The organism is Streptococcus sp. A34, from assembly GCF_043674115.1.
Lineage (GTDB): Bacteria > Bacillota > Bacilli > Lactobacillales > Streptococcaceae > Streptococcus > Streptococcus suis_V.
In genome coordinates this window covers 21,890-43,394 of the sequence record NZ_JBIMJM010000013.1, presented here as the reverse complement: position 1 = coordinate 43,394, position 21,505 = coordinate 21,890, and the positions used below count along the sequence as shown (strand labels likewise).

At 46.2% G+C, this 21,505-nt stretch carries 16 protein-coding genes; 10 read left to right on the top strand and 6 right to left on the bottom strand.

What is annotated here, in order from left to right; all coding sequences use genetic code 11:
- Window positions 1–227 precede the first annotated feature (227 nt).
- The 4 genes from ACHBGV_RS05145 to ACHBGV_RS05130 all read left to right on the top strand — a co-directional run bounded on the left by ACHBGV_RS05145 (window position 228) and on the right by ACHBGV_RS05130 (window position 5,734).
- Entirely contained in the window at window positions 228–1,328 is a 1,101-nt protein-coding gene (locus ACHBGV_RS05145; protein WP_105160112.1) for a galactose ABC transporter substrate-binding protein, read from the top strand.
- 288 nt (window positions 1,329–1,616) lie between these two features.
- Entirely contained in the window at window positions 1,617–3,149 is a 1,533-nt protein-coding gene (locus tag ACHBGV_RS05140) for an ATP-binding cassette domain-containing protein (RefSeq protein ID WP_172009082.1), read from the top strand.
- A complete protein-coding gene (locus tag ACHBGV_RS05135; RefSeq protein WP_105160110.1) occupies window positions 3,142–4,149 on the top strand; it encodes a beta-methylgalactoside transporter in 1,008 nt (335 codons plus the stop codon). Before ACHBGV_RS05140 ends, ACHBGV_RS05135 begins: the two co-directional genes overlap by 8 nt.
- 160 nt (window positions 4,150–4,309) lie before the next feature.
- Window positions 4,310–5,734, top strand: coding sequence for a serine hydrolase (locus tag ACHBGV_RS05130; RefSeq protein WP_394735787.1), 1,425 nt, complete (start codon window positions 4,310–4,312; stop codon window positions 5,732–5,734).
- 65 nt (window positions 5,735–5,799) lie between these two features.
- Here ACHBGV_RS05130 and ACHBGV_RS05125 read toward each other — a convergent pair whose 3' ends face one another.
- From ACHBGV_RS05125 to rnhC, 4 genes are all read right to left on the bottom strand, one after another.
- On the bottom strand, window positions 5,800–6,540 hold the full coding sequence (locus tag ACHBGV_RS05125) for a hypothetical protein (protein ID WP_172022641.1): 741 nt from the start codon (window positions 6,538–6,540) through the stop codon (window positions 5,800–5,802).
- Window positions 6,541–6,637: 97 nt separating this feature from the next.
- Window positions 6,638–9,121 (bottom strand): ATP-dependent RecD-like DNA helicase, encoded by a 2,484-nt coding sequence (locus ACHBGV_RS05120; protein WP_394735786.1) that lies wholly within the window; start codon window positions 9,119–9,121, stop codon window positions 6,638–6,640.
- A 51-nt stretch (window positions 9,122–9,172) separates the two neighbouring features.
- Complete coding sequence (gene lepB / locus ACHBGV_RS05115; RefSeq protein WP_105111737.1) at window positions 9,173–9,793, bottom strand: signal peptidase I; 621 nt, start codon at window positions 9,791–9,793, stop codon at window positions 9,173–9,175.
- 11 nt (window positions 9,794–9,804) lie between these two features.
- Window positions 9,805–10,692 (bottom strand): ribonuclease HIII, encoded by an 888-nt coding sequence (gene rnhC, locus ACHBGV_RS05110; RefSeq protein ID WP_394735785.1) that lies wholly within the window; start codon window positions 10,690–10,692, stop codon window positions 9,805–9,807.
- 121 nt (window positions 10,693–10,813) lie between these two features.
- Between rnhC and ACHBGV_RS05105 the strand changes: the two genes are divergently transcribed.
- Together ACHBGV_RS05105 and ACHBGV_RS05100 are read left to right on the top strand one after the other, a co-directional pair.
- Window positions 10,814–11,797: a Gfo/Idh/MocA family protein gene (locus tag ACHBGV_RS05105; protein WP_394735784.1), complete on the top strand. Its 984-nt coding sequence runs from the start codon at window positions 10,814–10,816 to the stop codon at window positions 11,795–11,797.
- Between the two features lie 232 nt (window positions 11,798–12,029).
- The gene (locus tag ACHBGV_RS05100; RefSeq protein WP_394735783.1) at window positions 12,030–13,112 is read left to right on the top strand and encodes a LysM peptidoglycan-binding domain-containing protein; all 1,083 of its coding nucleotides are present in this window, start codon (window positions 12,030–12,032) and stop codon (window positions 13,110–13,112) included.
- Between the two features lie 387 nt (window positions 13,113–13,499).
- Here ACHBGV_RS05100 and treC read toward each other — a convergent pair whose 3' ends face one another.
- Both treC and treP read right to left on the bottom strand, forming a co-directional pair.
- Window positions 13,500–15,125, bottom strand: coding sequence for an alpha,alpha-phosphotrehalase (treC, locus tag ACHBGV_RS05095; protein ID WP_394735782.1), 1,626 nt, complete (start codon window positions 15,123–15,125; stop codon window positions 13,500–13,502).
- Between the two features lie 82 nt (window positions 15,126–15,207).
- Window positions 15,208–17,202: a PTS system trehalose-specific EIIBC component gene (gene treP, locus ACHBGV_RS05090; RefSeq protein ID WP_394735781.1), complete on the bottom strand. Its 1,995-nt coding sequence runs from the start codon at window positions 17,200–17,202 to the stop codon at window positions 15,208–15,210.
- A gap of 231 nt (window positions 17,203–17,433) precedes the next feature.
- Here treP and treR point away from each other — a divergent pair, with 231 nt between their 5' ends.
- The 4 genes from treR to ACHBGV_RS05070 are packed head-to-tail and all read left to right on the top strand — an operon-like array spanning window position 17,434 to window position 21,419.
- Window positions 17,434–18,147 carry a trehalose operon repressor gene (gene treR, locus ACHBGV_RS05085; protein WP_105111742.1) on the top strand — a complete coding sequence of 238 codons (714 nt, stop codon included), beginning with the start codon at window positions 17,434–17,436 and terminating at the stop codon, window positions 18,145–18,147.
- A gap of 53 nt (window positions 18,148–18,200) precedes the next feature.
- Window positions 18,201–18,506, top strand: coding sequence for a cell division protein ZapA (gene zapA, locus ACHBGV_RS05080; protein WP_105111743.1), 306 nt, complete (start codon window positions 18,201–18,203; stop codon window positions 18,504–18,506).
- Window positions 18,507–18,508: 2 nt separating this feature from the next.
- The gene (locus tag ACHBGV_RS05075) at window positions 18,509–19,054 is read left to right on the top strand and encodes a CvpA family protein (protein ID WP_105111744.1); all 546 of its coding nucleotides are present in this window, start codon (window positions 18,509–18,511) and stop codon (window positions 19,052–19,054) included.
- Between the two features lie 31 nt (window positions 19,055–19,085).
- Window positions 19,086–21,419 carry an endonuclease MutS2 gene (locus ACHBGV_RS05070; protein ID WP_394735780.1) on the top strand — a complete coding sequence of 778 codons (2,334 nt, stop codon included), beginning with the start codon at window positions 19,086–19,088 and terminating at the stop codon, window positions 21,417–21,419.
- The last annotated feature ends 86 nt before the right edge of the window (window positions 21,420–21,505 follow it).

Genomic DNA, 21,505 nt, shown 5'->3' with positions numbered 1-21,505 from the left:
ATCAACTTACTCAAACATAGTGAAACATCTAATTCTTGACTAAGGTAAGGTGGCTAACTTCATTATAGAACTTTCGAAAATTTTCAGAAAAAATAAATATATCGATAATGGTAAAAAACTATTGACAAAAAAGCCAATAAGTTTACTATATTGATATACAAGAAAACGTTTACAAAAATTGCTTGCAATACAGGTTTGTGCTTCTCATAAATAGAAAGGAATAGGGAATGAAAAAAGTATTGAAATTTTTAGCAATTGCTTTTGTAGGTTTGGTTTTGGTTGCTTGTGGCCAGGCAGCTCAAAATTCGGGTTCAGATTCTGACGGAGGTTCAGGTGGAACTGGAGAAACCTTTGAAGTCGGCGTTGCTATCTATCAATTTAACGATAACTTCATGACACTCTATCGTGAAGAATTGGACGCATATTTCAAAAAATTAGGCGAAGAAACTGGTAATACCTATAACTTGGATATCCAGGATGGTAAGCAAGACCAGGCTACCCAGACAGAGCAAATCAATAACTTTATCGCTCAAGGTAAAGATATTATCCTTGCAAACTTGGTTGACCCAACAGCGGCAGGTACCATCATTAACTCAGCAAAAGCTGCAAATATCCCTGTTGTCTTCATCAATCGCGAGCCTGAAGTAGCTGAGTTGGAAATCTGGCCTGGTAAGACTGCCTATGTCGGTGCTGATGCAACTCAATCAGGTACTTATCAAGGCGAAATCATCGCAGCAACTGATTCTAAAGGGGATATCAACGGTGACGGTACTGTGACCTATATTACTCTCTTCGGTGACCCAGCTAACGTAGATGCTCAACAACGTACTACCTACTCTGTCAAAGCTCTTGACGACGCAGGTATCAAACGCGAAGCCTTGGCTGAACCATATCTTGCAAACTGGGATACTGCTAAAGGTCAAGAAGTGACTGCAGCTGCTTTGGAACAATTCGGCGACAAATTGGAAGTTGTATTTGCTAACAATGATGGTATGGCTGTCGGTGCGGTAACAGCTATCAAGGCTGCTGGCCGTACAGTTGGTAAAGATATCCTAGTAGTCGGTGTAGATGCTATTCCAGATGCTATGGAACTTCTTGGTAAAGGCGAGTTGACAGGTACAGTATTGAACGACCACTTCAACCAATCTCACACCGCAGCAAATATCGCAGTTGAGTTGATGAGTGGTAAAGACGTTTCACCTTACTACTGGGTTAACTATGTGAAAGTTACAAAAGCAGAAGATGCTGAACTCAAAGAAGCAGAAGCTAGAAAAGAAACCATCGACGAAATCAAAGAGCGTTATGCAAAACGTGATGCCGATAAATAAGCAAACTAACTAGTGTAATCAATTTTGGTAAACGACAGTGCGTTCTCACTATTCTATGATATCCAGTAACAATGGTCCTGATTAGTATAGTGAGAACTTAGAACCTGTATTCGCAACCCGGCACTTTTAGCTAAGGCCAATTTTCTGCCACTCATCGTTCGTTTTTCACTGGAATACAGCCAGTATTCCAGTGAAAAACGGCCTTGATTAGCAAGAAGCTATCTCTTATCTAAATGTGCCTTACTTGTGAATGTAGGTTCTTATTTTTTGAAAAGGAGACCTAGGAGAATGAGTGAATATATTTTAGAAATGAAACATATTACCAAGACATTTCCGGGTGTTAAGGCCTTGGACGATGTGACTTTCAAGCTCCGTCCGGGAACCGTTCATGCCCTGATGGGTGAAAATGGTGCAGGCAAATCCACCCTCATGAAATGCTTGTTTGGAATTTACCATCGAGATGGTGGCACTATCATCTTTGATGGCAAGGAAGTGGATTTCAAGGATTCCAAAGAGGCCATTGATGCAGGTGTGTCCATGATCCACCAGGAATTGCAGCCCATCCGCATGATGACCATCGCTGAAAATGTCTTTTTAGGCAATTACCCTCTGGGCAAGTTCAATCTAGTTGACCATGCCAAGATGAACCAGGATACAAGGGCTTTACTGGAAGAAGTTGGTCTTTACATGGACCCCAAAACCTTGCTTAATGCCCTGACTGTATCACAGATGCAATCGGTGGAGATTGCTAAGGCCATTTCGCATAATGCCAAGGTTGTCATCATGGACGAACCAACTTCCTCTCTGACTAGCTCAGAAGTGGAGAAACTTTTTGAAATTATTGCTCAGCTTAAGGCCAAAAACATTGGGATTATCTACATTTCCCATAAGATGGATGAGATTTTGAGGATTTCAGATGACATCACAGTCATGCGGGATGGTCAGTACGTTGGTACCTGGCCAGCTGCTGAGATGACGACGGCTAAGATCATCCAGGCCATGGTTGGTCGGGAATTGACCAGCCTCTTTCCACCTAAGACCAACAAGGTTGAGGAGGAAGTCGTTCTTCATTTAGAAGAGATGACCTCGCCAAATCCTCTATCCTTCAAGCAAGCCAGCTTTGACCTCAAAAAAGGTGAAGTGCTTGGGATTGGTGGCCTGGTCGGTGCCCAACGGACCGAGCTTATGGAGGCCCTTTACGGTATTCGGGCCCTCAAACAAGGTAAGATTTACATCAAGGGCAAGGAAGTCAAGATTAAAAATCCAGCCACAGCCATTGCCAATAAGATTGCCCTGGTAACAGAAGACCGGCGTTTCAACGGTATCTTCGGCGTTCTATCGGTCTCTGATAATGCCGCTGTAGCTTCTCTCAACCAATACCTGGGTGCCTTCGGTCTCTTAGATGACAAAAAGATTAAGAATGTTGTTGATCACAATGTTGATCGTCTGCGCGTCAAGACACCGTCGACCAAGACCCACATCGAAAGCCTGTCAGGTGGTAACCAACAAAAAGTTATCCTGGCCCGCTGGTTGGCCAATGACCCAGATATTCTCATCCTGGACGAACCGACCCGTGGTATCGACGTTGGTGCCAAGTACGAAATCTACCAAATCATCAACAATCTGGCTGCCGAAGGTAAGTCCATTATCATGATTACATCTGAGATGTCTGAACTTCTGGGCGTGTCTGACCGCATCATGGTCATGTGTGAAGGACGGATTTCTGGTTTCTTGGATAAGGAAGAGGCAACCCAGGAGGCTGTGATGCAACTGGCAACTAAATTTATGACTGGCAATCAAGGAGGAGATGACAATGCCTAAATTAGAAACAAAAGCCACTCAATCCTTTAATCTAGGAGAATTTCTAACCAAGAACTCCATGTACATCGTGGTAGCGGCTATGATTCTCTATACAGGATTGACCCAAAACAACTTCTTTACCCTGGGGAACGCGGCCAACATCATGGCCAATACCTCTGTTCGTTTCATCATTGCCCTGGGTGTGTCGGGCTGTTTGATTATCCGTGGTACTGACCTGTCAGCTGGTCGTATCGTCGGTCTGACAGCTATCATCACAGCAACTCTGGTGCAGCGTCCTGATTTCGCCCAGAAATTCTTCCCAAATTTGCCGGATTTACCGATTGTTGTCCCTCTCTTGGCAGCCTTAGCGGTGGGAGCTGTTCTCGGTCTGCTCAATGGTGCTATTATTTCCTTCCTCAGTGTGCCGCCATTTTTGGCTACACTGGGTACCCAAATCATGACCTATGGTTTTGTCTTGATTTATTCCCAGTCTAAGCCGATTGGTACCTTTAAGGATGAGTTTGTAGCGATTGGGCAAGGCAAGCTCTTCGGCTTTATCCCTTACATTACCATTATCGCAGGTCTGGTCGGCCTGGCTATGTGGGTGCTCTACAATAAGACTCGCTATGGTAAGTACATGTACGCTATCGGGGGTAATGAAAATGCGGCTGAGGTGTCTGGTGTCAATGTCCGCATGTCCAAAATCAAGATCTTCCTTCTAGCAGGTCTGCTCTACGGATTGGCAGGTTTCCTTCTGTCAGCCAAGACAGGTTCTGCTGGTGCGGGTGCAGGTATGGGTTACGAGCTGGATGCCATTGCCTCAGCGACAATCGGTGGCGTTTCAACGGCCGGTGGTCAGGGTACCGTTCCGGGCATTCTCTTAGGGGTATTCGTCTTTGAGCTCCTTAAGGTCTGCTTGACCTACCTGGGTGTCACACCAGATATGACCAACGTCATCCAAGGTATCGTTATCGTGGTGGCAGTTGCCCTCGATATTCGTAAGACCTTGGTGAAGAGATAGAATCTGTTTATAAAAAGGCGGATAAGGTAGTTTTCCATTGGTGGATGGCTGCCTATCGCCTTTTTTTTGCTTGCCTGATACTATAAAATTTCTTATATCAGCTCTTTTTCAATGATAAATGCTTGTTTTGACCAAGTAAATCAGCTATACTAGTAGAGTTATGACAAGAGAGAATGAGCAAAGAAAATCTCGGCGACAGGTTTGGACCAAGTCTGCCAAGCGAAAATATCCCCGAAGAGTTCCATCTAAGAGAAATCGTGGTCAGATTCATCAGCGTTTCCCAAGAACGGTTGCGCTAGATCAGTCTAGAGAGAAGCGGATTGTACCAGGAAGACTTGCAGAAAAGCGTCTTCTTCCAACCACAGACAGGATTAAGGGAGTTGTCAAACCGACTGTGGATAAATTTCTTTCATTTTGGAAATTGCCAAAAAGAAGAAAAAAACGTGGGTCGCGGCATGGTAAAAAGCAGGTTTGGACAGACTACATTCCTATCGCTCTAGGTTTACTAGTCCTCCTTACGCTTGGTATGGTTGCCCTTTTCAATCTGGATTCGACCAAGAAAGGGATAGGTAAAGCCGATTCTTCCAACCAAGCAGCGGCGAGTGGATCAAGGGAAACAGAAACCAAAAAAGAAGTAGTCAAGCCTGTTCATAAGTCTCAGGAGGCCAAAGACTTGGTCATGCAGGAAGATTTGGCTTACATGAACAGTCTCTATCTCTATTATGATTATCCTAATCTGAGTTTAGAAGATACGGTCAAGGCCTATCTCTTGGAGCAGGGATTGGACCCATCACAGGTGGCCTTTACCTATAAGAATCTCAAAACCAATGAAGTCTTCTCCATGAACGATACCCAGCCTATGACAGCTGGCTCCACCTATAAGTTACCCCTCAATATGTTGGTGGTAGATGCGGTGGAAAAAGGTGAAGTTTCAGCGACAGAGGCTTACGATATTACCGGCACAACTTATGAATACAAGCCTGAGCATGACGCCTATGTTGCCAATTATAATGGGATGATGACAATCGCAGATATGCAATACGGCTCCATTGTAGTGTCTGAAAATACTCCAGCCTATGCCTTGGCGGAGCGCATCGGTGGTATGGACAAGGCCTACACCATGTTTGGCCGCTATGGTAAATCGAAAAATCCTGACGTGCCAACTATTTCTGCTAATGGCAATCAGACGACAACGAGCTACTATTCGCAGGTCTTGGATTACCTTTATCAGCATCAGGACAAATACGCAGACCTGATGAAGTACCTAGATGATGCCTTTCCGGGAACTTGGTTTGAAGAGTATGTTCACGGGGTGACCGTCTACCAAAAACCCGGCTATGTCCGTGAAGCCCTCAATCTGGATGCCATTGTTATGGAGGAAACACCTTACAGCATTGCCCTTTATACAGCTTATTTTGGTGGCGCATCTGAGGACGATACCGAAATCGATCCTATGGGTTACAATCAAGTGGTCGCCCTCGCCTACGTCATCAACGAGTGGCACAGGGTCAATATGAATCCGGCCAAAGAAGTCCCGGCGCCAGAGGCAACAGAAACTTCCGAAGAAACAAGCAATGGAAACTAGGTTTAGGCCTAGTTTTTTTTTATAGAAAAAAGCCCGACGGTTATCGTCGAGCTTAGTTGGTAGGCTTATTGTTCTTTATTCAGGGTAGCCATTATTTGAGCAGGTGCAGTTAAATCAATAGTTGTTGGAAATTCAGGATTGGTTGAAACACCTTGCATAATAACCTTGTATTGTCCATTTTCTAGAATGAAGCCTGGCAAGAGTTGACCTCCAGCACCACCAATGCCTGTTACACCAGGAAGTAAAGCTGCTCCGTCTCCTGTCGACTTGCGAACTAGGTAATGGTTTGGTTTAGGTGAAATCAAGTCTGTAATGACAGCAGTCCGGTGTTGAACATTCCAGTCGGTTACTTCCTCATCTTCGCTTTGACGGAAGTCCTGAGTAACAGTGAAAGTCCCATCAGCTGCGACGGTCACCTCGACCATACGTGCTTGTGGACTAGTGCCTGTCCAAGTACCGACAAGTTCTGTCGGAAGAGCCACTGATGGTAAGGCCAATAGCTGGTCCCCTGTCATAGTTGTTGAGCTAGGCTGGCTAGCAGTTTCTTCTTGCTTGGTCTGGCTTGAAGATGAGCTACTTGTTGCTTGCGATGAAGTAGTTGTTGCAGCACTAGATTCGGTTGCTTGGCTAGAGCTTGTATCAGTTTCTTTCTTAGTGGAATTGTCTGTAGCTTTTTTACTAGAGCTGGTTTGTTCTGTTTTCTCACTGGTCTTAGTGGATGTAGCTGGGGTAGTTTCTTTTTCACAGGCTGTTAATAAAATAGCTGCAGATAAGAGTAGAATACCGTTTGTTATTTTCTTTTTCATATAAAAATCCTCCTGTTTGATTTTAGTATAGCAAAACAGAAGGATGGTGTCAACACAATTTTGTAACATTTGTAATATTTTTGTAACAAAAGTCGATTTATTTGAAAAATAGAGCAATATCTTCATCGGTCAGGCCAATCATGGGGTCAATGGTGAGGATATTTTTTTCGTTCAGAATGTAGCTAGTGGGCTGGATGGGGGTGTTTTCCACAGGTTCTTGGTACAGTAGGGAAAGTTGGCTGGGTGCAGATACAGTTTTTTCCTCAGGCACTTTGGTTGGTGCGGGCTGTTCAGACGAGATGGTCTGGGTGGCCTTTGTAGGTTTACTAGACGATACTTGCTCTGGCTGCTCTGCCTTTTCTTCAAAATCCCCTTGGAAACGGGGAACCAGATAGGTTTTGCGCAGGGTACCGGCATTCTTGACCGCGTAGTCAAAGGCGGAGATTTCGCCGAGAAGGATAAGCTTACTCTTGGAGCGGGTGATGGCCGTGTAGATCAGATTGCGCTGGAGCATGCGGTGGCTGGTGCGGGTGATGGGCAGAATGACCACCTGAAACTCGCTCCCCTGAGACTTGTGGATGGACATGGCATAGGCCAGAGTGATCTTGTACCACTCATTGCGGGGGTAGGTCACTTCGCTACCGTCGAAATTGATAGAAATCTCGTCCTGTTTGCTGTCGGTGTACTTGGCAGGCAAGAGGTCGGTGATGTAGCCCAAGTCGCCATTAAAGACATTGCTTTCAGCGTCGTTGACCAAGTGGATGACTCGGTCGCCCTGGCGGAAAATCTGGTCGTTATGAGCAAATTCCAATTGCCCCTCGCTTTTTGGGTTGAGTAGGTTTTGGGTCATGATATTGAGCTGGTCAATGCCTGCTGCTCCTCGGTACATGGGAGCGAGGATTTGGACTTCGTTTGCAGGGATACCGGACTTGATAGCTGCGCCGACAATGCGTTCAATCAGGGCAGGGATTTGTTCGTTTTGCGCCTCGAAATAAGACCGGTCTGCCTTTTTCTCACGGAAATCAGCTGGAAGGCTGCCTTGCCGGATTTGACTGGCAAGAGTGACAATGGTCGAGTCGTCGGACTGGCGGTAGATTTTCTCCAGCGTTAGGCTGGGCAATTTTTTAATCTTGAGCAGGTCTGCCAGGACCTGACCGGGGCTGACCGATGGCAATTGCTCCGCATCTCCGACAATGAGGACCTGCGTCTGAGAGGAAATATTCTGGAAGAGCTGGTTGGCCAACCAAGTATCGACCATAGAAAATTCATCGACGATGATAAATTCCGCATCCAGATAATCATCGCGGTAGGATTCTTCTTGACCTTCAACCAAGCCCAGATGGCGGTGGATGGTCGCAGCTGGCAGGCCGGTCAATTCATTCATCCGACGGGCGGCTCGGCCGGTTGGAGCAGCTAAGAGGACAGGACATTCGTCACGGCTTTTCGTCAAATCAATCTTGTGCAAGATAGCATAGACCGCGATGATACCGTTGATGACTGTGGTCTTGCCTGTGCCGGGTCCGCCAGTTAGGATAAAGAGCGGATTGGTAATAGCTCGGACAATAGCCTCTTTCTGAATAGCATCGTAGGTCAGTGATGACATGCTTTCCAGCTCTGCAATGGCAGTCTCGACGTCCTTGCGTGGGAAGGGCTTGAAACCATTTTTGCCCATGAGGCGGCTGAGGTTCTTGTGAATACCTTCCTCAGCAAAGTAGAGACTGTTGTCAAAAATTTTGGTGCCTGCTTGCTGGACCTTGCCGTCATTAATGAGACCGGTCAATTCCTGCGCTACGGCAGCCGGGTCCAACTCGACATGGCGGGATTTTTCCAGCACGTCAATGCTGGCCTCTAGCAAATCACGCGCCTCGACATAAGTGTCGCCCGTCTCCATAGAGCGCTGGAGCAGGCAATAGAGCATGCCGGCTCGGAAACGTTGTGGTGAGTCGCTCTCGATGCCCAGATTTTCAGCGATTTTATCGGCAATGGTAAAGCCCATTCCTTGGACATCTTCGACCAGCTGGTAGGGATTTTCCTCGATGATTTGCAGAGTTTTCTCCTTGTACTGGTCTTGGATTTGAAAGGCGAGTTTGTTGGGAATGCCGTATTCGGCTAGTTTGGACAAAATCATCTCTGTGCCGTAGTTGAGGCGGAGTTTTTCCACAAAAGCCTGCCGATTTTTGCTGGACAATCCTGTAATCTGGGTCAATTTTTCAGGTTCGGCTAGGATTTTATCAATGGTATCCTCGCCGTAGAGCTGGACTATTTTCTCAGCCGTCTTGCGGCCGATGCCCTTGAAATGGTCGCTGGAAAAATACTTGACCAGTCCAGAGGCAGTTGGTTTACTGCGTTCGTAGCGGGAGATTTGCAGCTGCTGACCGTATTTGGGATGGGTAACCAAGTTGCCGTAAAAGCGGTAATCTTCGCCTTCAATAACGTCTGCGATGGTGCCGGTCACAATAATTTCGTAGTCGTCATAATCCGCATTGGTCTCCTCGATTTCCAAGAGCAGGATTTTATAAAAATTACTGGGATTTTCAAAAATAATCCGGTCGATAGTTCCGGTGAAAGATACTTCTTGCATGATTTTTCCTTATCAAAAGGGAGTGGGACAGCTGTCTCACTCCTAATTAGTTTATTTTACGGTACCAATGCGGTTGAGGGGCCACATGCGGAAAACGACTTCTCCCTTGATATTGGCCTTGGTGAATGGACCAACATTACGGCTATCTAGAGAAACTAGGCGGTCGTCTCCCATGAGAAAGTAGTGTCCTTCAGGTACGACATAAGACAGGCTTGGGTAGCCATTGGCATCCAGTGTGAAGGCAGTAGCAGCTGCCGCACGGTTTTGGAAGCTCTTATTATAGGAGTAGGTGGACTGGAGTTTATCCTCTTTAAAGGCTGCCAGGTACTCTGCTAAATAAGGCTCGTCCACCACCTCTTCATTGATATAGAGAACGTCATTCTCAAAGCGGATGGAGTCACCAGGCATACCGATAACCCGCTTGACAATCAGCTTCTCCTTGCCTTGCGAGTCCACTTCGCTGGCCACGACAATGTCAAAACGGTCAATGGTCGTCGTGCGCGCCATGATCAAGCGCTCCTTGTCATGAAGGGTTGGATCCATAGAATGTCCATCGACAGAAACAGGCTGCCAGATAAAGAGCCGTGAGAGCAAGAATCCGATAATAATCAGAGAGAAGATGCCCCACTCAGCTAGGAAGCGAGCAAGGGAATTTTTTTTAGTTGAACGCATGTGGTTTCCTCTTATTTCAATAATTTTTCTGCTTTTTGTGTGTTGGCAAAGTGGAGTTTGGCGGCCTGGCTGAGCCCCGCCATTCCGTATCTCTGCAAAATCTTGGCTGCGACCTGGTCGGACTTGCTGCCGGCGCCGGATGGCAGATTCATGTCTAGTTGCTCCCCTAGTTGAGCCAAATTTTCCAAGAACATGGCGCGTGCGATAATGGATGATACGGCGACGGCCAGGTATTTGCCCTCAGCCTTTTCTTCCAAGGTGACAGGTTTGGCAAAGTGATTGGCCTCTTTTTTGAGATATTTCTGATAATTTTGGCTAGATGTAAAAGCGTCAATGACGATTTTCTCCGGCTGTACCCCTTTTTGGAGTAGCAGGTAGATGGCCTGATTGTGGAGTGCCACCTTGACTGATACGGCATTGTAGCCTTGCTCGATGACCTCGTTGTATTTTTTCGGGGACAATAGCAGAGCTTGGTGGGGGATTTTCTCTTTTAAGAGAGGGGCGATTTGGCAGATTTTTTGGTCTGTCATTTTTTTAGAGTCATTAACGCCCAGCAACTTGAGAAAGGCATGGTCATCAGGTGTGACGTAGCTAGCCACGACAGCCAGACCGCCAAAATAAGACCCGTTTCCAACCTCATCGGTACCAATCATGGGCAGGTTCTGCCCGGAGATGGTCTGATCAGTCTGAGCCTGCTCATAGCCCCAACGACTGGCTTCCTGCTCTGCCATTTCCCCTTGGAAAACGACTTTTCCAGAAGTGTAGATGGAAAGGCTGGCGCCAGGAAGTTTGAAAAATGCTTCGATGTAAGGATTTTTACTGGCCTGCTGGTAGCGGGCGTAGTGGTGGAGCATCTGTGCCTTGTCTGAGGCAGTCACTTTAAGTACAGCGGTCGTCATGTTCTTATTGTATCATAAATGCGACTTGGAGTGTGCGGAAAAGAGTAGAATCTACTATAATAGTTTTAGAACCTGTATGCACAGTAAGAAACTTGACTATGCATAGGAAAGTGAGGTTAAGATGGAAAATCAAGTTCAATATAAGTGGGCGACTCTGGGAACAGGTGTCATTGCCAACGAATTGGTTCAGGCCTTGCAGGCTATGGGAGGGAATATCTACTCCGTTGCCAACCGTACCTATGACAAGGGTGTAGAATTTGCGCAAAAATATGGCATTGAGAAGGTCTATGAGGACATTGATCAGGTATTTGAGGATCCAGAAGTGGATATTATCTACATTTCAACGCCGCACAATACCCATATTAACTACTTACGTAAGGCCTTGGCTGGGGGCAAGCATGTTCTCTGTGAAAAGTCCATCACGCTAAATAAGGATGAGTTGGCAGAAGCCATTCAACTGGCGGAGGAAAACCAGGTCATCTTGGCAGAGGCCATGACTATTTTCCACATGCCTATCTATCGTCAATTGAATGAAGTCATCACATCTGGCAAGCTTGGGTCGCTCAAGATGATCCAGATGAATTTTGGCTCCTATAAAGAATACGACATGACCAACCGCTTTTTCAATAAGAACTTAGCTGGAGGTGCCCTTTTGGACATCGGTGTCTATGCCCTGTCCTTTGTTCGCTGGTTCATGACTGAAAAACCAAATCAAGTCGCTTCCCAGGTCAAATTGGCTCCAACGGGTGTCGATGAACAGGTCGGTATTCTCCTGTCCAATGATGCGGGTGAGATGGCTACGATTGCCCTCAGTCTCCATGCCAAACAGCCTAAGCGTGGGACCATTGCTTATGATAAGGGTTATATCGAACTCTATGAATACCCTCGCGGGCAGAAGGCGGTTATTACCTATACAGAGGATGGTCGGCAGGAAGTGATTGAGGCTGGTGACACTGCTAAAGCTCTTTCTTATGAAGTAGCCGACATGGAGCGCGCCGTCTCTGGTCTCGAAAATAAGATGTATCTGGCCTACACGATCGATGTCATGGACATCATGACTCAACTGCGTGAGGAGTGGGGCTTGGTGTATCCGGAGGAGATGTAGTTAGTCTAGGTTTTGAGAGGTTGGAGAAGTCTAACCTTTTTTCTTTATGGCAGGAGATAGTCAGTCTTGGTGCCACATATCAGGTCACTATGACAATCTTGTGACAAATATAATGCTCAAGTGACAATCAATTTGGTTTGTTTACAGCTTGTTTAAAAGCCTGGGAAAGGCTTGTTTTGCAAAAAAAATTCCGCTATCATAGGTCTATCTCAAAAGAAAGAAGGAATGTTTTGTGAAACGTAAACAGACAAACAAACCGGTTTATATGAAAAGAAAGAGAAAAAGATCTGTACTGAAAGAGAATAAGAAAATGTTCTACGCATCCTCTGTAGCCTTGTCACTCTTGGCAACTGGCCTGGCAGCTCCGACAATTTCCGCCTTGGAATGGACACCACGCAATGTCTCTGAGATTAGCGCTGAATTGGTCAATCAAGGGGGCCAACTCACTTACACCATCAAGTATGGCGATACCTTGAGTGCCATTGCTGATGCCATGAATCTGGATATGGAAATCCTAGCCAAGGTCAATCAAATTACAGATGTCAACCTGATTTTCCCAGATACGGTATTGACCACGACAGTTGACCAAAATAACCAAGTGACCCAAATCGAAATTGAAGCACCTGCCCAGACAGCCAATCAAGAGCCTGTTCAAGCGACGGTGGATTTGCAGACAAACCAGGCGACCATCGACGATACAGTTGTTCATCTCGACGAGGTAGAAGTCCCTGCCGATATTCCAGCCGAGGTAGCTACAGTAGAAGTGCCCCAAGTTTCTATACCCGAAACAACAGAAGCGGTGGCAGCTCCAGCAGCAGAACAGGTTGCTCCAGTTGAAGCACCAGTGGCAGAGCCAGTAGCTGAAACTCCAGTAGTGGAGCCAGCAAGTGAGTCTGTTGTAGCAGCAGAGCCGGTGGTAGAGACTCCAGTGGTTGAAACAGCAGCACCAGTTGCTACGGTAGTTTATGACAATAGTGGCCTCCAGCCCCAAGTTGCAGCATTTAAAGAAGAAGTTGCAAATACTTTCGGTATTACGTCTTTCTCAGGATACCGTCCTGGAGATCCCCAAGACCACGGCAAGGGATTGGCTATTGATTTCATGGTGCCAGTGAGCTCAGCCCTCGGTGACCAGGTTGCTGACTATGCCATTGCCAATATGGGTGCCCGCAACATTTCCTACATCATCTGGAAACAACGTTTCTACTCACCATATCCAAGCATTTACGGACCAGCCTATACCTGGAACTTGATGCCAGACCGTGGAAGTATCACTGAAAACCACTATGACCATGTCCACGTGTCTTTCAATCCATAAAAATACGGGAAATCGAATCGAAACAGGTTCGATTTTTCTGTTTTTGATTGCAAAAATAGGATATACTGTTTAAAAATAAGAGGAGGGCTGGTTGTGCCAAATTTTGTATCTGGCTTATGGAAGGAATATCTGGAAACCCGGACCAATGCAGGAGAGGATTTTCTCTATTAGTTACTTCAGCGTAAGATGACCTGGGGACAGCGCTGGCTGGTGGTATTGGTTCTGACGTTTATGGTCCAACCATCCCTATGTTCTGTACATCCTCTTTCTGATTGGCACAATCTTGTTTGTGATTTATGCTTTTGGTAGCCTTTATTTTTTTATCAAAAGGCGATTACAATCAAAGAAACACTAAAAAACTCGGGAGAAACTTCCGAGTCTTGGTCTTTAATCGGCCCAAATGGCAAGGGATTGATAAGGTTTCAGTCGAATGGTTTTTCCGAGTTTGGTGTCGCTGTAGTTGTCAATGAGGATGCTGCCTTGTGCGTAATCGTCTGCCAACTCTAGTTGAACTTCTTCTGGGAAGAAGTTGTTGAGGACCAAGAGTTTTTGACCGTCGTGGAGGCGCTCAAAGGCGTAAACCTTATCGCTGTCCTTGTAGGCAGCCTTGTAATCCCCTTCAGACACGATTGGTAATTCCTTACGAAGTCGAATCAAGTCTTGGTAGAAGGTGAAGATTGGGCCTGTTTTTTCGGTCTCAACGTTTATGGTCTTGTACGATTTACCAGCTTTTAGCCAAGGAGTACCTGTTGAGAAGCCTGCATTGTCAGAAGCGTCCCATTGCATCGGAGTGCGGGAATTGTCACGGGACTTGGCCTGGATAATCTTGAAGGCCTGCTCAGGTGTGTGACCTTGATCCAAGAGCATCTGATAGGCATTGATAGACTCCACATCGACATAGTCGTCCATGCTGTTGTAGTCAGGGTCAATCATGCCGATTTCCTCGCCCATGTAGATGTAAGGAGTGCCGCGTGACAGGTGGATAGAGGCTGCCAGCATGGTTGCTCCTTCCTTGCGGAAATTCTCCACATCGACAAAGCGATTGAGGGCACGAGGCTGGTCGTGGTTGTTGTAGAAAAGGGCGTTCCAGCCATTTCCGACGGACATTTCTTCACCCCAAGTGTGGAAGAGGTGTTTGAGTTCCTCAAAGTCGAAGTCCATGATGGTCCATTTTTGACCGTCCTTGTAGTCCACTTTCAAGTGGTGGAAGTTGAAGGCCATGGACAATTCTTCCCGCTCAGGAGCCGTGTAGAGAATGCAGTTTTCAATGGTAGTGGCAGACATTTCCCCAACGGTCATGAAGCCTTTTTCGCTACCAAAAGTGGCATTGTTCATCATCTTGAGGTAGTCGTGGGTAATCGGGCGGTCGGTGTAGGCTGGCTTGCCGTCGTTGATTGGGCAATCTTCTAGGACTTCATCCTTACCAATCAAGTTGATAACGTCGAAGCGGAAGCCTTTGACCCCCTTGTCTTTCCAGAAGTTGACCACCTTGAAGAGTTCGTCGCGAACATGAGGATTTCGCCAGTTGAGGTCGGCTTGGGTCACATCAAAGAGATGAAGATAATATTTCCCCGTATCGCCGAATGGTGCCCAGGCATTGCCGCCAAACTTGGAAACCCAGTCAGTTGGCTGGTCACGTAGGATAAAGAAATCTTGATAGTATTTGTCGCCTGCTAGGGCCTTTTGGAACCATTCATGCTCCGTTGAGCAGTGATTGAGGACCATGTCCAACATAAATTCAATACCCAGCTCTTTACCGACAGCCACCATTTCTTCAAAGTCAGCCATGGTGCCAAAATCAGGATTGACAGCTGTGTAATCAGAAATGTCATAGCCGTTGTCCCTTTGCGGACTTGGGTAGAAGGGATTGAGCCAAATCATATCAATGCCTAGCTCTTTTAGATATGGAAGTTTTTCAATAATTCCTCGTAAATCCCCGACACCATTTCCGGTCGTGTCTTTGTAAGATTTGGGGTAGATTTGATAGACGACTTTACGTTTGTCAATGGTCATGATGATAGTACCATTTCCTTTCTCAAAAATGATGTAATCAACGGCAAAGAGTTGGGGTCACCAACTCTCTACACTTTTTGTTTTATGCTTTTGTTACTTTCAAGATTGCTTGGCCACGTTCTACTGAATGAGGAAGGCTTCCAAGAACCACTGTATTGAAATCCGTTTGGTTGGTCACGATAACTGGTGTTTCAGCGACGAGACCAGCACCCTTGATGACATCGATGTCAAAGCTGATCAATTTATCGCCAGCTTTTACCTTGTCACCTTGTTTGACGTGAGCTGTGAAGCCTTTGCCTTCCAATCCAACAGTATCCATACCGACGTGCATAAGGAGTTCAACTCCGTTTGTAGCAGTGATACCAACAGCGTGGTTAGTAGGGAAGAGGACAGATACTTCACCGTCAACAGGTGCAACTAAGATGCCTTCGCTAGGATCGATAAGGACACCTTGTCCCATGACCCCAGATGCGAATACAGGGTCAGTTGCCTGTGACAATTCTTTTGCTTGACCAGTTAGGGGGCTGATCAATTCGATAGCAGAACCAGTTTCAACGACAGTTTCAGTTACGACTACAACTTCTTCAACAGTTTCTTCTTTTTTTGAAAATGCACCTGTACGTTTGAAGACAGCTGTCAAAATCATTGGGACAACAATCGCAACAATCATTGTCATAAAGAATGCACCCCAGTATTCAGCCTTGATAGACAAGATACCTGGAAGACCACCGATACCGATAGAAGCAGCTTGGATGTTGAAGGTTACAGAAAGTAGGCCAGCGATACTTGAACCGATCATAGCCGCTACGAATGGGTAAACGTATTTCACGTTAACACCGAAGAGGGCTGGTTCTGTAACACCAAGGTAAGCAGAAATTGTTGCAGGAAGAGAAACTTGCGCTTCTTTTTCATTTTTACGGTTCATGAGGAAGTAGGCAAATACTGCTGAACCTTGAGCAATGTTAGAAAGAGCAATCATTGGCCAGAGACCAGTTCCACCAGCATCCGCAATCAATTGTGTATCGATGGCATTTGTCATGTGGTGAAGACCAGTGATTACGAACGGTGCATAAAGGGCACCGAATACCGCACCAAAGAGCCATTTCAATGGACCAGTCAAACCAGCTAATACAACTGTTGACAACCATTGCCCGATTGTCCAACCGATAGGACCAAGGACAGTGTGAGCCAAGATAATTGCTGGAAGAAGTGATAGGAATGGTACGAAGATCATTGAGACCACTTCTGGAACAACCTTACGCCAGAAGATTTCTAGGTAAGACAGTGCCAAACCGGCAAGGAGGGCAGGGATAACTTGCGCTTGATAACCGATACGAGCAATACTAAATGCACCGAAGTTCCAAGACCAGTCGCTGGCAATGGTTGCTGCATCTGTACCAGGTACAGCATAAGCGTTGAGCAACTGTGGAGAAACCAAACAGATACCAAGGACGATACCAAGGATTTGAGAAGTTCCCATTTTACGAGATACAGACCAAGTGATACCTACTGGTAGGAAGTGGAAGATGGCTTCACCTGGCAACCAGAGGAAGTGGTTGACACCATTCCAGAATGGTGATACTTGAACGATAGTGTTCCAGATTGGTTTACCACTTGCGTCAAAGAGGAGTTCTCCATCTTTCATAGCTTGACCAAGTGCTTCGATTTGTACGCCTTCCAAGACGTTACGGAAACCGAGGATCAAACCGCCGACGATAAGGGCAGGAATGATCGGTGTGAAGATTTCCGCCAGCATGGTCATGACACGTTGGATGGCATTTTGGTTACTTTTAGCGGCTGACTTAGCAGCTTCTTTTGATACGCCTTCGATACCAGACACAGCTGTAAAGTCATTGTAGAAGATTGGAACGTCGTTACCGATGATGACTTGGAACTGACCTGCGTTTGTAAAGGTTCCTTTTACAGCAGGAATATCTTCGATGACTTTTACGTTTGCTTTTTTGTCATCCGCAAGAACAAAACGCATCCGTGTTGCACAGTGAGTAACTGCGTTAACATTTTCTTTGCCGCCAATAGCGTCCAGGAGCTGTTTGGCTTCTTTTTCAAATTTTCCCATATATTTTTCCTTCTAGACGGCTTATGGAATCCGTCACCTTATATTTTTAGACATCTCCCAAAAGTATGTCTTTTTTAAAATTTGTACGAACAAATTTTGTTAACAAAGACCATTGTATCCGATTTCAAAAAATATTGCAAGCGTTTTTAACATTTTTTTATAAAATTTCATAAAATTTCTGTTATACTAGAGTAGTTGTATGATAAAGTGGCTACAAATTAAGGAGACATCATGAAGAAATACCAGGAAATTTACAATGACTTAAAGGAAAAAATCCGTACAAATACCTACCCTGCTGAAACCAGTCTGCCGACCGAGCAGCGCCTGCAAGAAATTTACGGTGTCAGTCGTGATACTGTCCGCAAGGCCCTGTCTATGTTGACAGAAAGAGGTATGATTCAGAAAGTTCAGGGCCGAGGTTCCCTAGTTCTCAAGCAAGAAATGCTGAATTTCCCTGTTTCTGGTCTGACTTCCTACCAGGAATTGGCTGAGTCTTTGCAGCTGGAGACCAAGACAGAAGTAGTCAGCCTGGATCAGATTGTTATCAGTAGCAACTTGGCGAATTTGACTGGGTTTGAACCCCATAGCAAGGTCTGGAAAGTTGTCCGTACACGTTCTATTGATGGCAAGGTGTCGGTTGTGGATACTGACTACCTGTCTGCGGATATTGTGCCGACCATTACCAAGGAAATTGCTGCATCTTCCATTTACAATTATCTGGAGAAGACCCTCAAGCTGGATATTGCCTATGCCCAAAAGGAAATTACTGTTGAGCCGACCAGCCGTGAGGAGCGAGAGCTCATGAAAAATGAAGATGACTATCTGGTCCTCATCAAATCCCGCGTCTATCTGGGAGATACCAAGCAATTCCAATACACTGAAAGCAAGCACAAAATCGACAAATTCCGCTTTGTAGACTTTGCGCGTAGAAAACACTCTATATAGTAGGAATTGGCGAAAATAGCCATTTTGAGGTATAATAGGAAGCGAGGTGTACTATGGCAAATCTGAATCGATATAAATTTACATTTGGTGAAAAACAATTAACCCTGACGACCGAGCATGACAATCGTTTTATGACGGAAGTGGAGAAGCTAGCCCAGGAAAAATACCAGGCCATCAAGGAGAAAATGCCCAAGGCAGACCCTGAAACCCTGGCCTTGTTGTTGGCTATCAATTCCCTCTCAGTCCAGCTGACCCGCGAGATGGCCTTTGAAAAGACAGAGGCAGAATTGGCGGCCATGAAAGAAAAGGTCTTAAAAAAGAACGTGACCCTGCTGGACCTAGATGAGCTTGAGGAGTAGACATGGTATCAATTGCAATTCTTATCCTCCTAGCCTGGAGTTTTTATATCGGCTATAGTCGAGGACTGGTCCTTCAAGGCTTTTACGGTGTGTCTAGCCTCTTTGCTATCTTGGTGGCGGCCTTGACCTATAAGAAGTTGTCAGGGATTCTCTATCTATGGGTACCCTTTGCCAATGCAACCCAGGGTAGCTTTAACTATTATTTTGATGAAAAATACCTGTTTGATTTGGACCAGGTCTTCTATGCAGGCTTGGCCTTTCTGACAGTCTATCTCCTGGTCTATGCCATCATGCGTTTTGTTGGAATCTTTGTCCACCTCTTGGAAGCCTACAATCCTGATACAATCCAATCAAACCTTATCAGTGGTGCCATTGCGGTAGTGGTGGCCTTGCTTTCTCTGCAAATGGTCTTGGTCCTGGTGGCGACTATTCCTGTGGACCTTGTACAGGAGCAACTCCAGAAAAGTTTCCTAGCAAATCTGCTAATCCAGTACATTCCGACGGCTCATTTTTTCAAGGCTGTCTGGCTAAGTAATATTACAGGGTAGGGCAACCTACTCTTTTTCTAAGTAGGAAAGTATGAATCATAAAATTTTAGAAACCCTTGAATTTCACAAGGTAAGACGAAAAATTGAGCCCTATCTGCTGACAGACCAGGGCTTGGACGAATTACGGCAACTGGAGCCCATGGTGGACATCAACCGTATCCAGCAGGCCTTTGATGAATTGACAGACATGGGGCAGATTTTTGTGGAAAATCCCTATTTCAGCCTGTCTGAGACTACAGACATCAATCCAGCCATGCGTCGTTTGGAGTTGGATACGGACCTCAATATTACGGAGCTCTTAGCTGTCAAAAAAGTCCTGGAGGTGTCCAAATCCCTCTTGGATTTTTATGGCAATCTGGAAAACATCCAGCTAAGCCAGTTGGACAAGCATTTTGAGAAAATCGAGCTCTTTCCGCATCTACAAGGCTCGCTCCAGTCCATCAATGATGCTGGTTTTGTAGAGGATTTTGCTTCTGAAAAGCTGGCGAAAATCCGCCGGAAGATCCGTGAAGCAGAGGATCAGGTCCGTCAGGTCATGCAGGATTTGCTTAAAAATAAGGCAGATATGCTGTCGGATGCCATCCTTGCCAGCCGGAATGGCCGCAATGTATTGCCGGTCAAAAATACCTTCCGCAATAAGATTGCAGGTGTGGTCCATGATATTTCCGCATCAGGTTCGACCGTTTATATCGAGCCGCGGGCTGTGGTGACCTTGAATGAAGACATCAGCCATCTACGGGCTGAGGAGCGCCATGAGCTCAATCGGATTTTGGAGGAGTTGTCTGACATGCTCCGTCCTCATGCGGGTATTATCCGTAACAATGCCTGGGTGATTGGTCATTTGGACTTTGTCCGTGCCAAGCATCTTTTTGCCCGTGACCATGAGGCGGTTGTGCCCCTCTTGTCTGAGCGGCAGGATATCGCCCTGCTCAATGTTCGTCATCCGCTGATTGCCCAGCCAGTGCCCAACGACCTTTACTTTGGCAGTCAGTTGATGGCCATCGTGATTACAGGTCCCAACACGGGTGGTAAGACTATCATGCTCAAGACCTTGGGTTTGACCCATCTCATGGCTCAGTCGGGTTTGCCAATCTTGGCTGACAAGGGGAGTCGGGTGGCGATTTTCAAGGAAATCTTTGCGGACATTGGAGACGAACAGTCCATCGAGCAGAGTTTATCAACCTTCTCCAGTCACATGACCCACACGGTGCAGATTTTAGCGGAGGCGGATCAAGATTCTTTGATTTTATTTGATGAGTTGGGGGCGGGTACAGATCCGCAGGAGGGTGCGTCGCTGGCAATGGCTATTTTGGATGACCTTCGCCTGCGGGGGATCAAGACCATGGCAACCACCCACTATCCTGAGCTCAAGGCCTACGGGATAGAAACCTCTGGTATTGAAAATGCCAGCATGGAATTTGACACCAATAGCCTGCGTCCGACCTATAAGTTTATGCAGGGTGTTCCTGGTCGCTCCAATGCCTTTGAAATCGCCCGGCGTTTAGGTTTATCGGATATCATCATCCAGTCAGCCCAGTCTTGGACCGATACAGATAGTGATGTCAATCGCATTATCGAGAAGTTAGAGAGCCAGACGGTTGAAAGCCGTCAGCGTCTGGATAAGATTCGTGATGTGGAACAAGAAAACTTCAAGATGAACCGAGTCCTCCGCAAGCTCTATGACGAGCTTAATCGTGAGCGGGAAAATGAGCTCAACAAGGCACGTCTGGAAGCCAAGGAAATTGTCGACTTGGCTCTGGCAGAGAGTGAGGGCATTCTCAAAAATCTTCATGCCGCAGCCACTCTTAAGCCTCACCAGATTATCGAAGCCAAGGCAGAGCTGAAAAAATTGGCGCCTGAAGTGGTGGATTTGTCTAAAAACAAGGTGCTGAAAAAAGCCAAAATCCAACGTGCTGTCAAGGTGGGTGATGATATTATCGTCACAGCCTATGGACAACGTGGTACCTTGACCAATCAACTAAAGGACGGCCGTTGGGAAGCACAGGTGGGCTTGATTAAGATGACCTTGACTAAGGAGGAGTTTGAGCTAGTTAAGGTGGAGAAGGCAGAGCAGCCTAAGAAGCGCCAGGTTCATACAGTTAAACGTGCCAATGTACGAGGACCAAAAGCCCGCTTAGACCTCCGTGGCAAACGCTACGAAGAGGCTATGATGGAATTGGATGAATTCATCGACCAGGCCCTGCTTAACAATATGGCCCAAGTCGATATTGTTCATGGTATCGGTACAGGGGTCATCCGAGAAGGGGTGACCAAGTACCTCCGTCGCAACAAACAGGTCAAGGAGTTCGGCTATGCCCCACAAAATGCAGGTGGATCAGGCTGTACTATTGTGACCTTTAAGTAAAAAAGTAAAGCACTTGCAAGTAGCAGGTGCTTTTGAATACAGTTGCAAAACTCAAAAAAATAGTAATATGAAATTAGGAGGTCTAT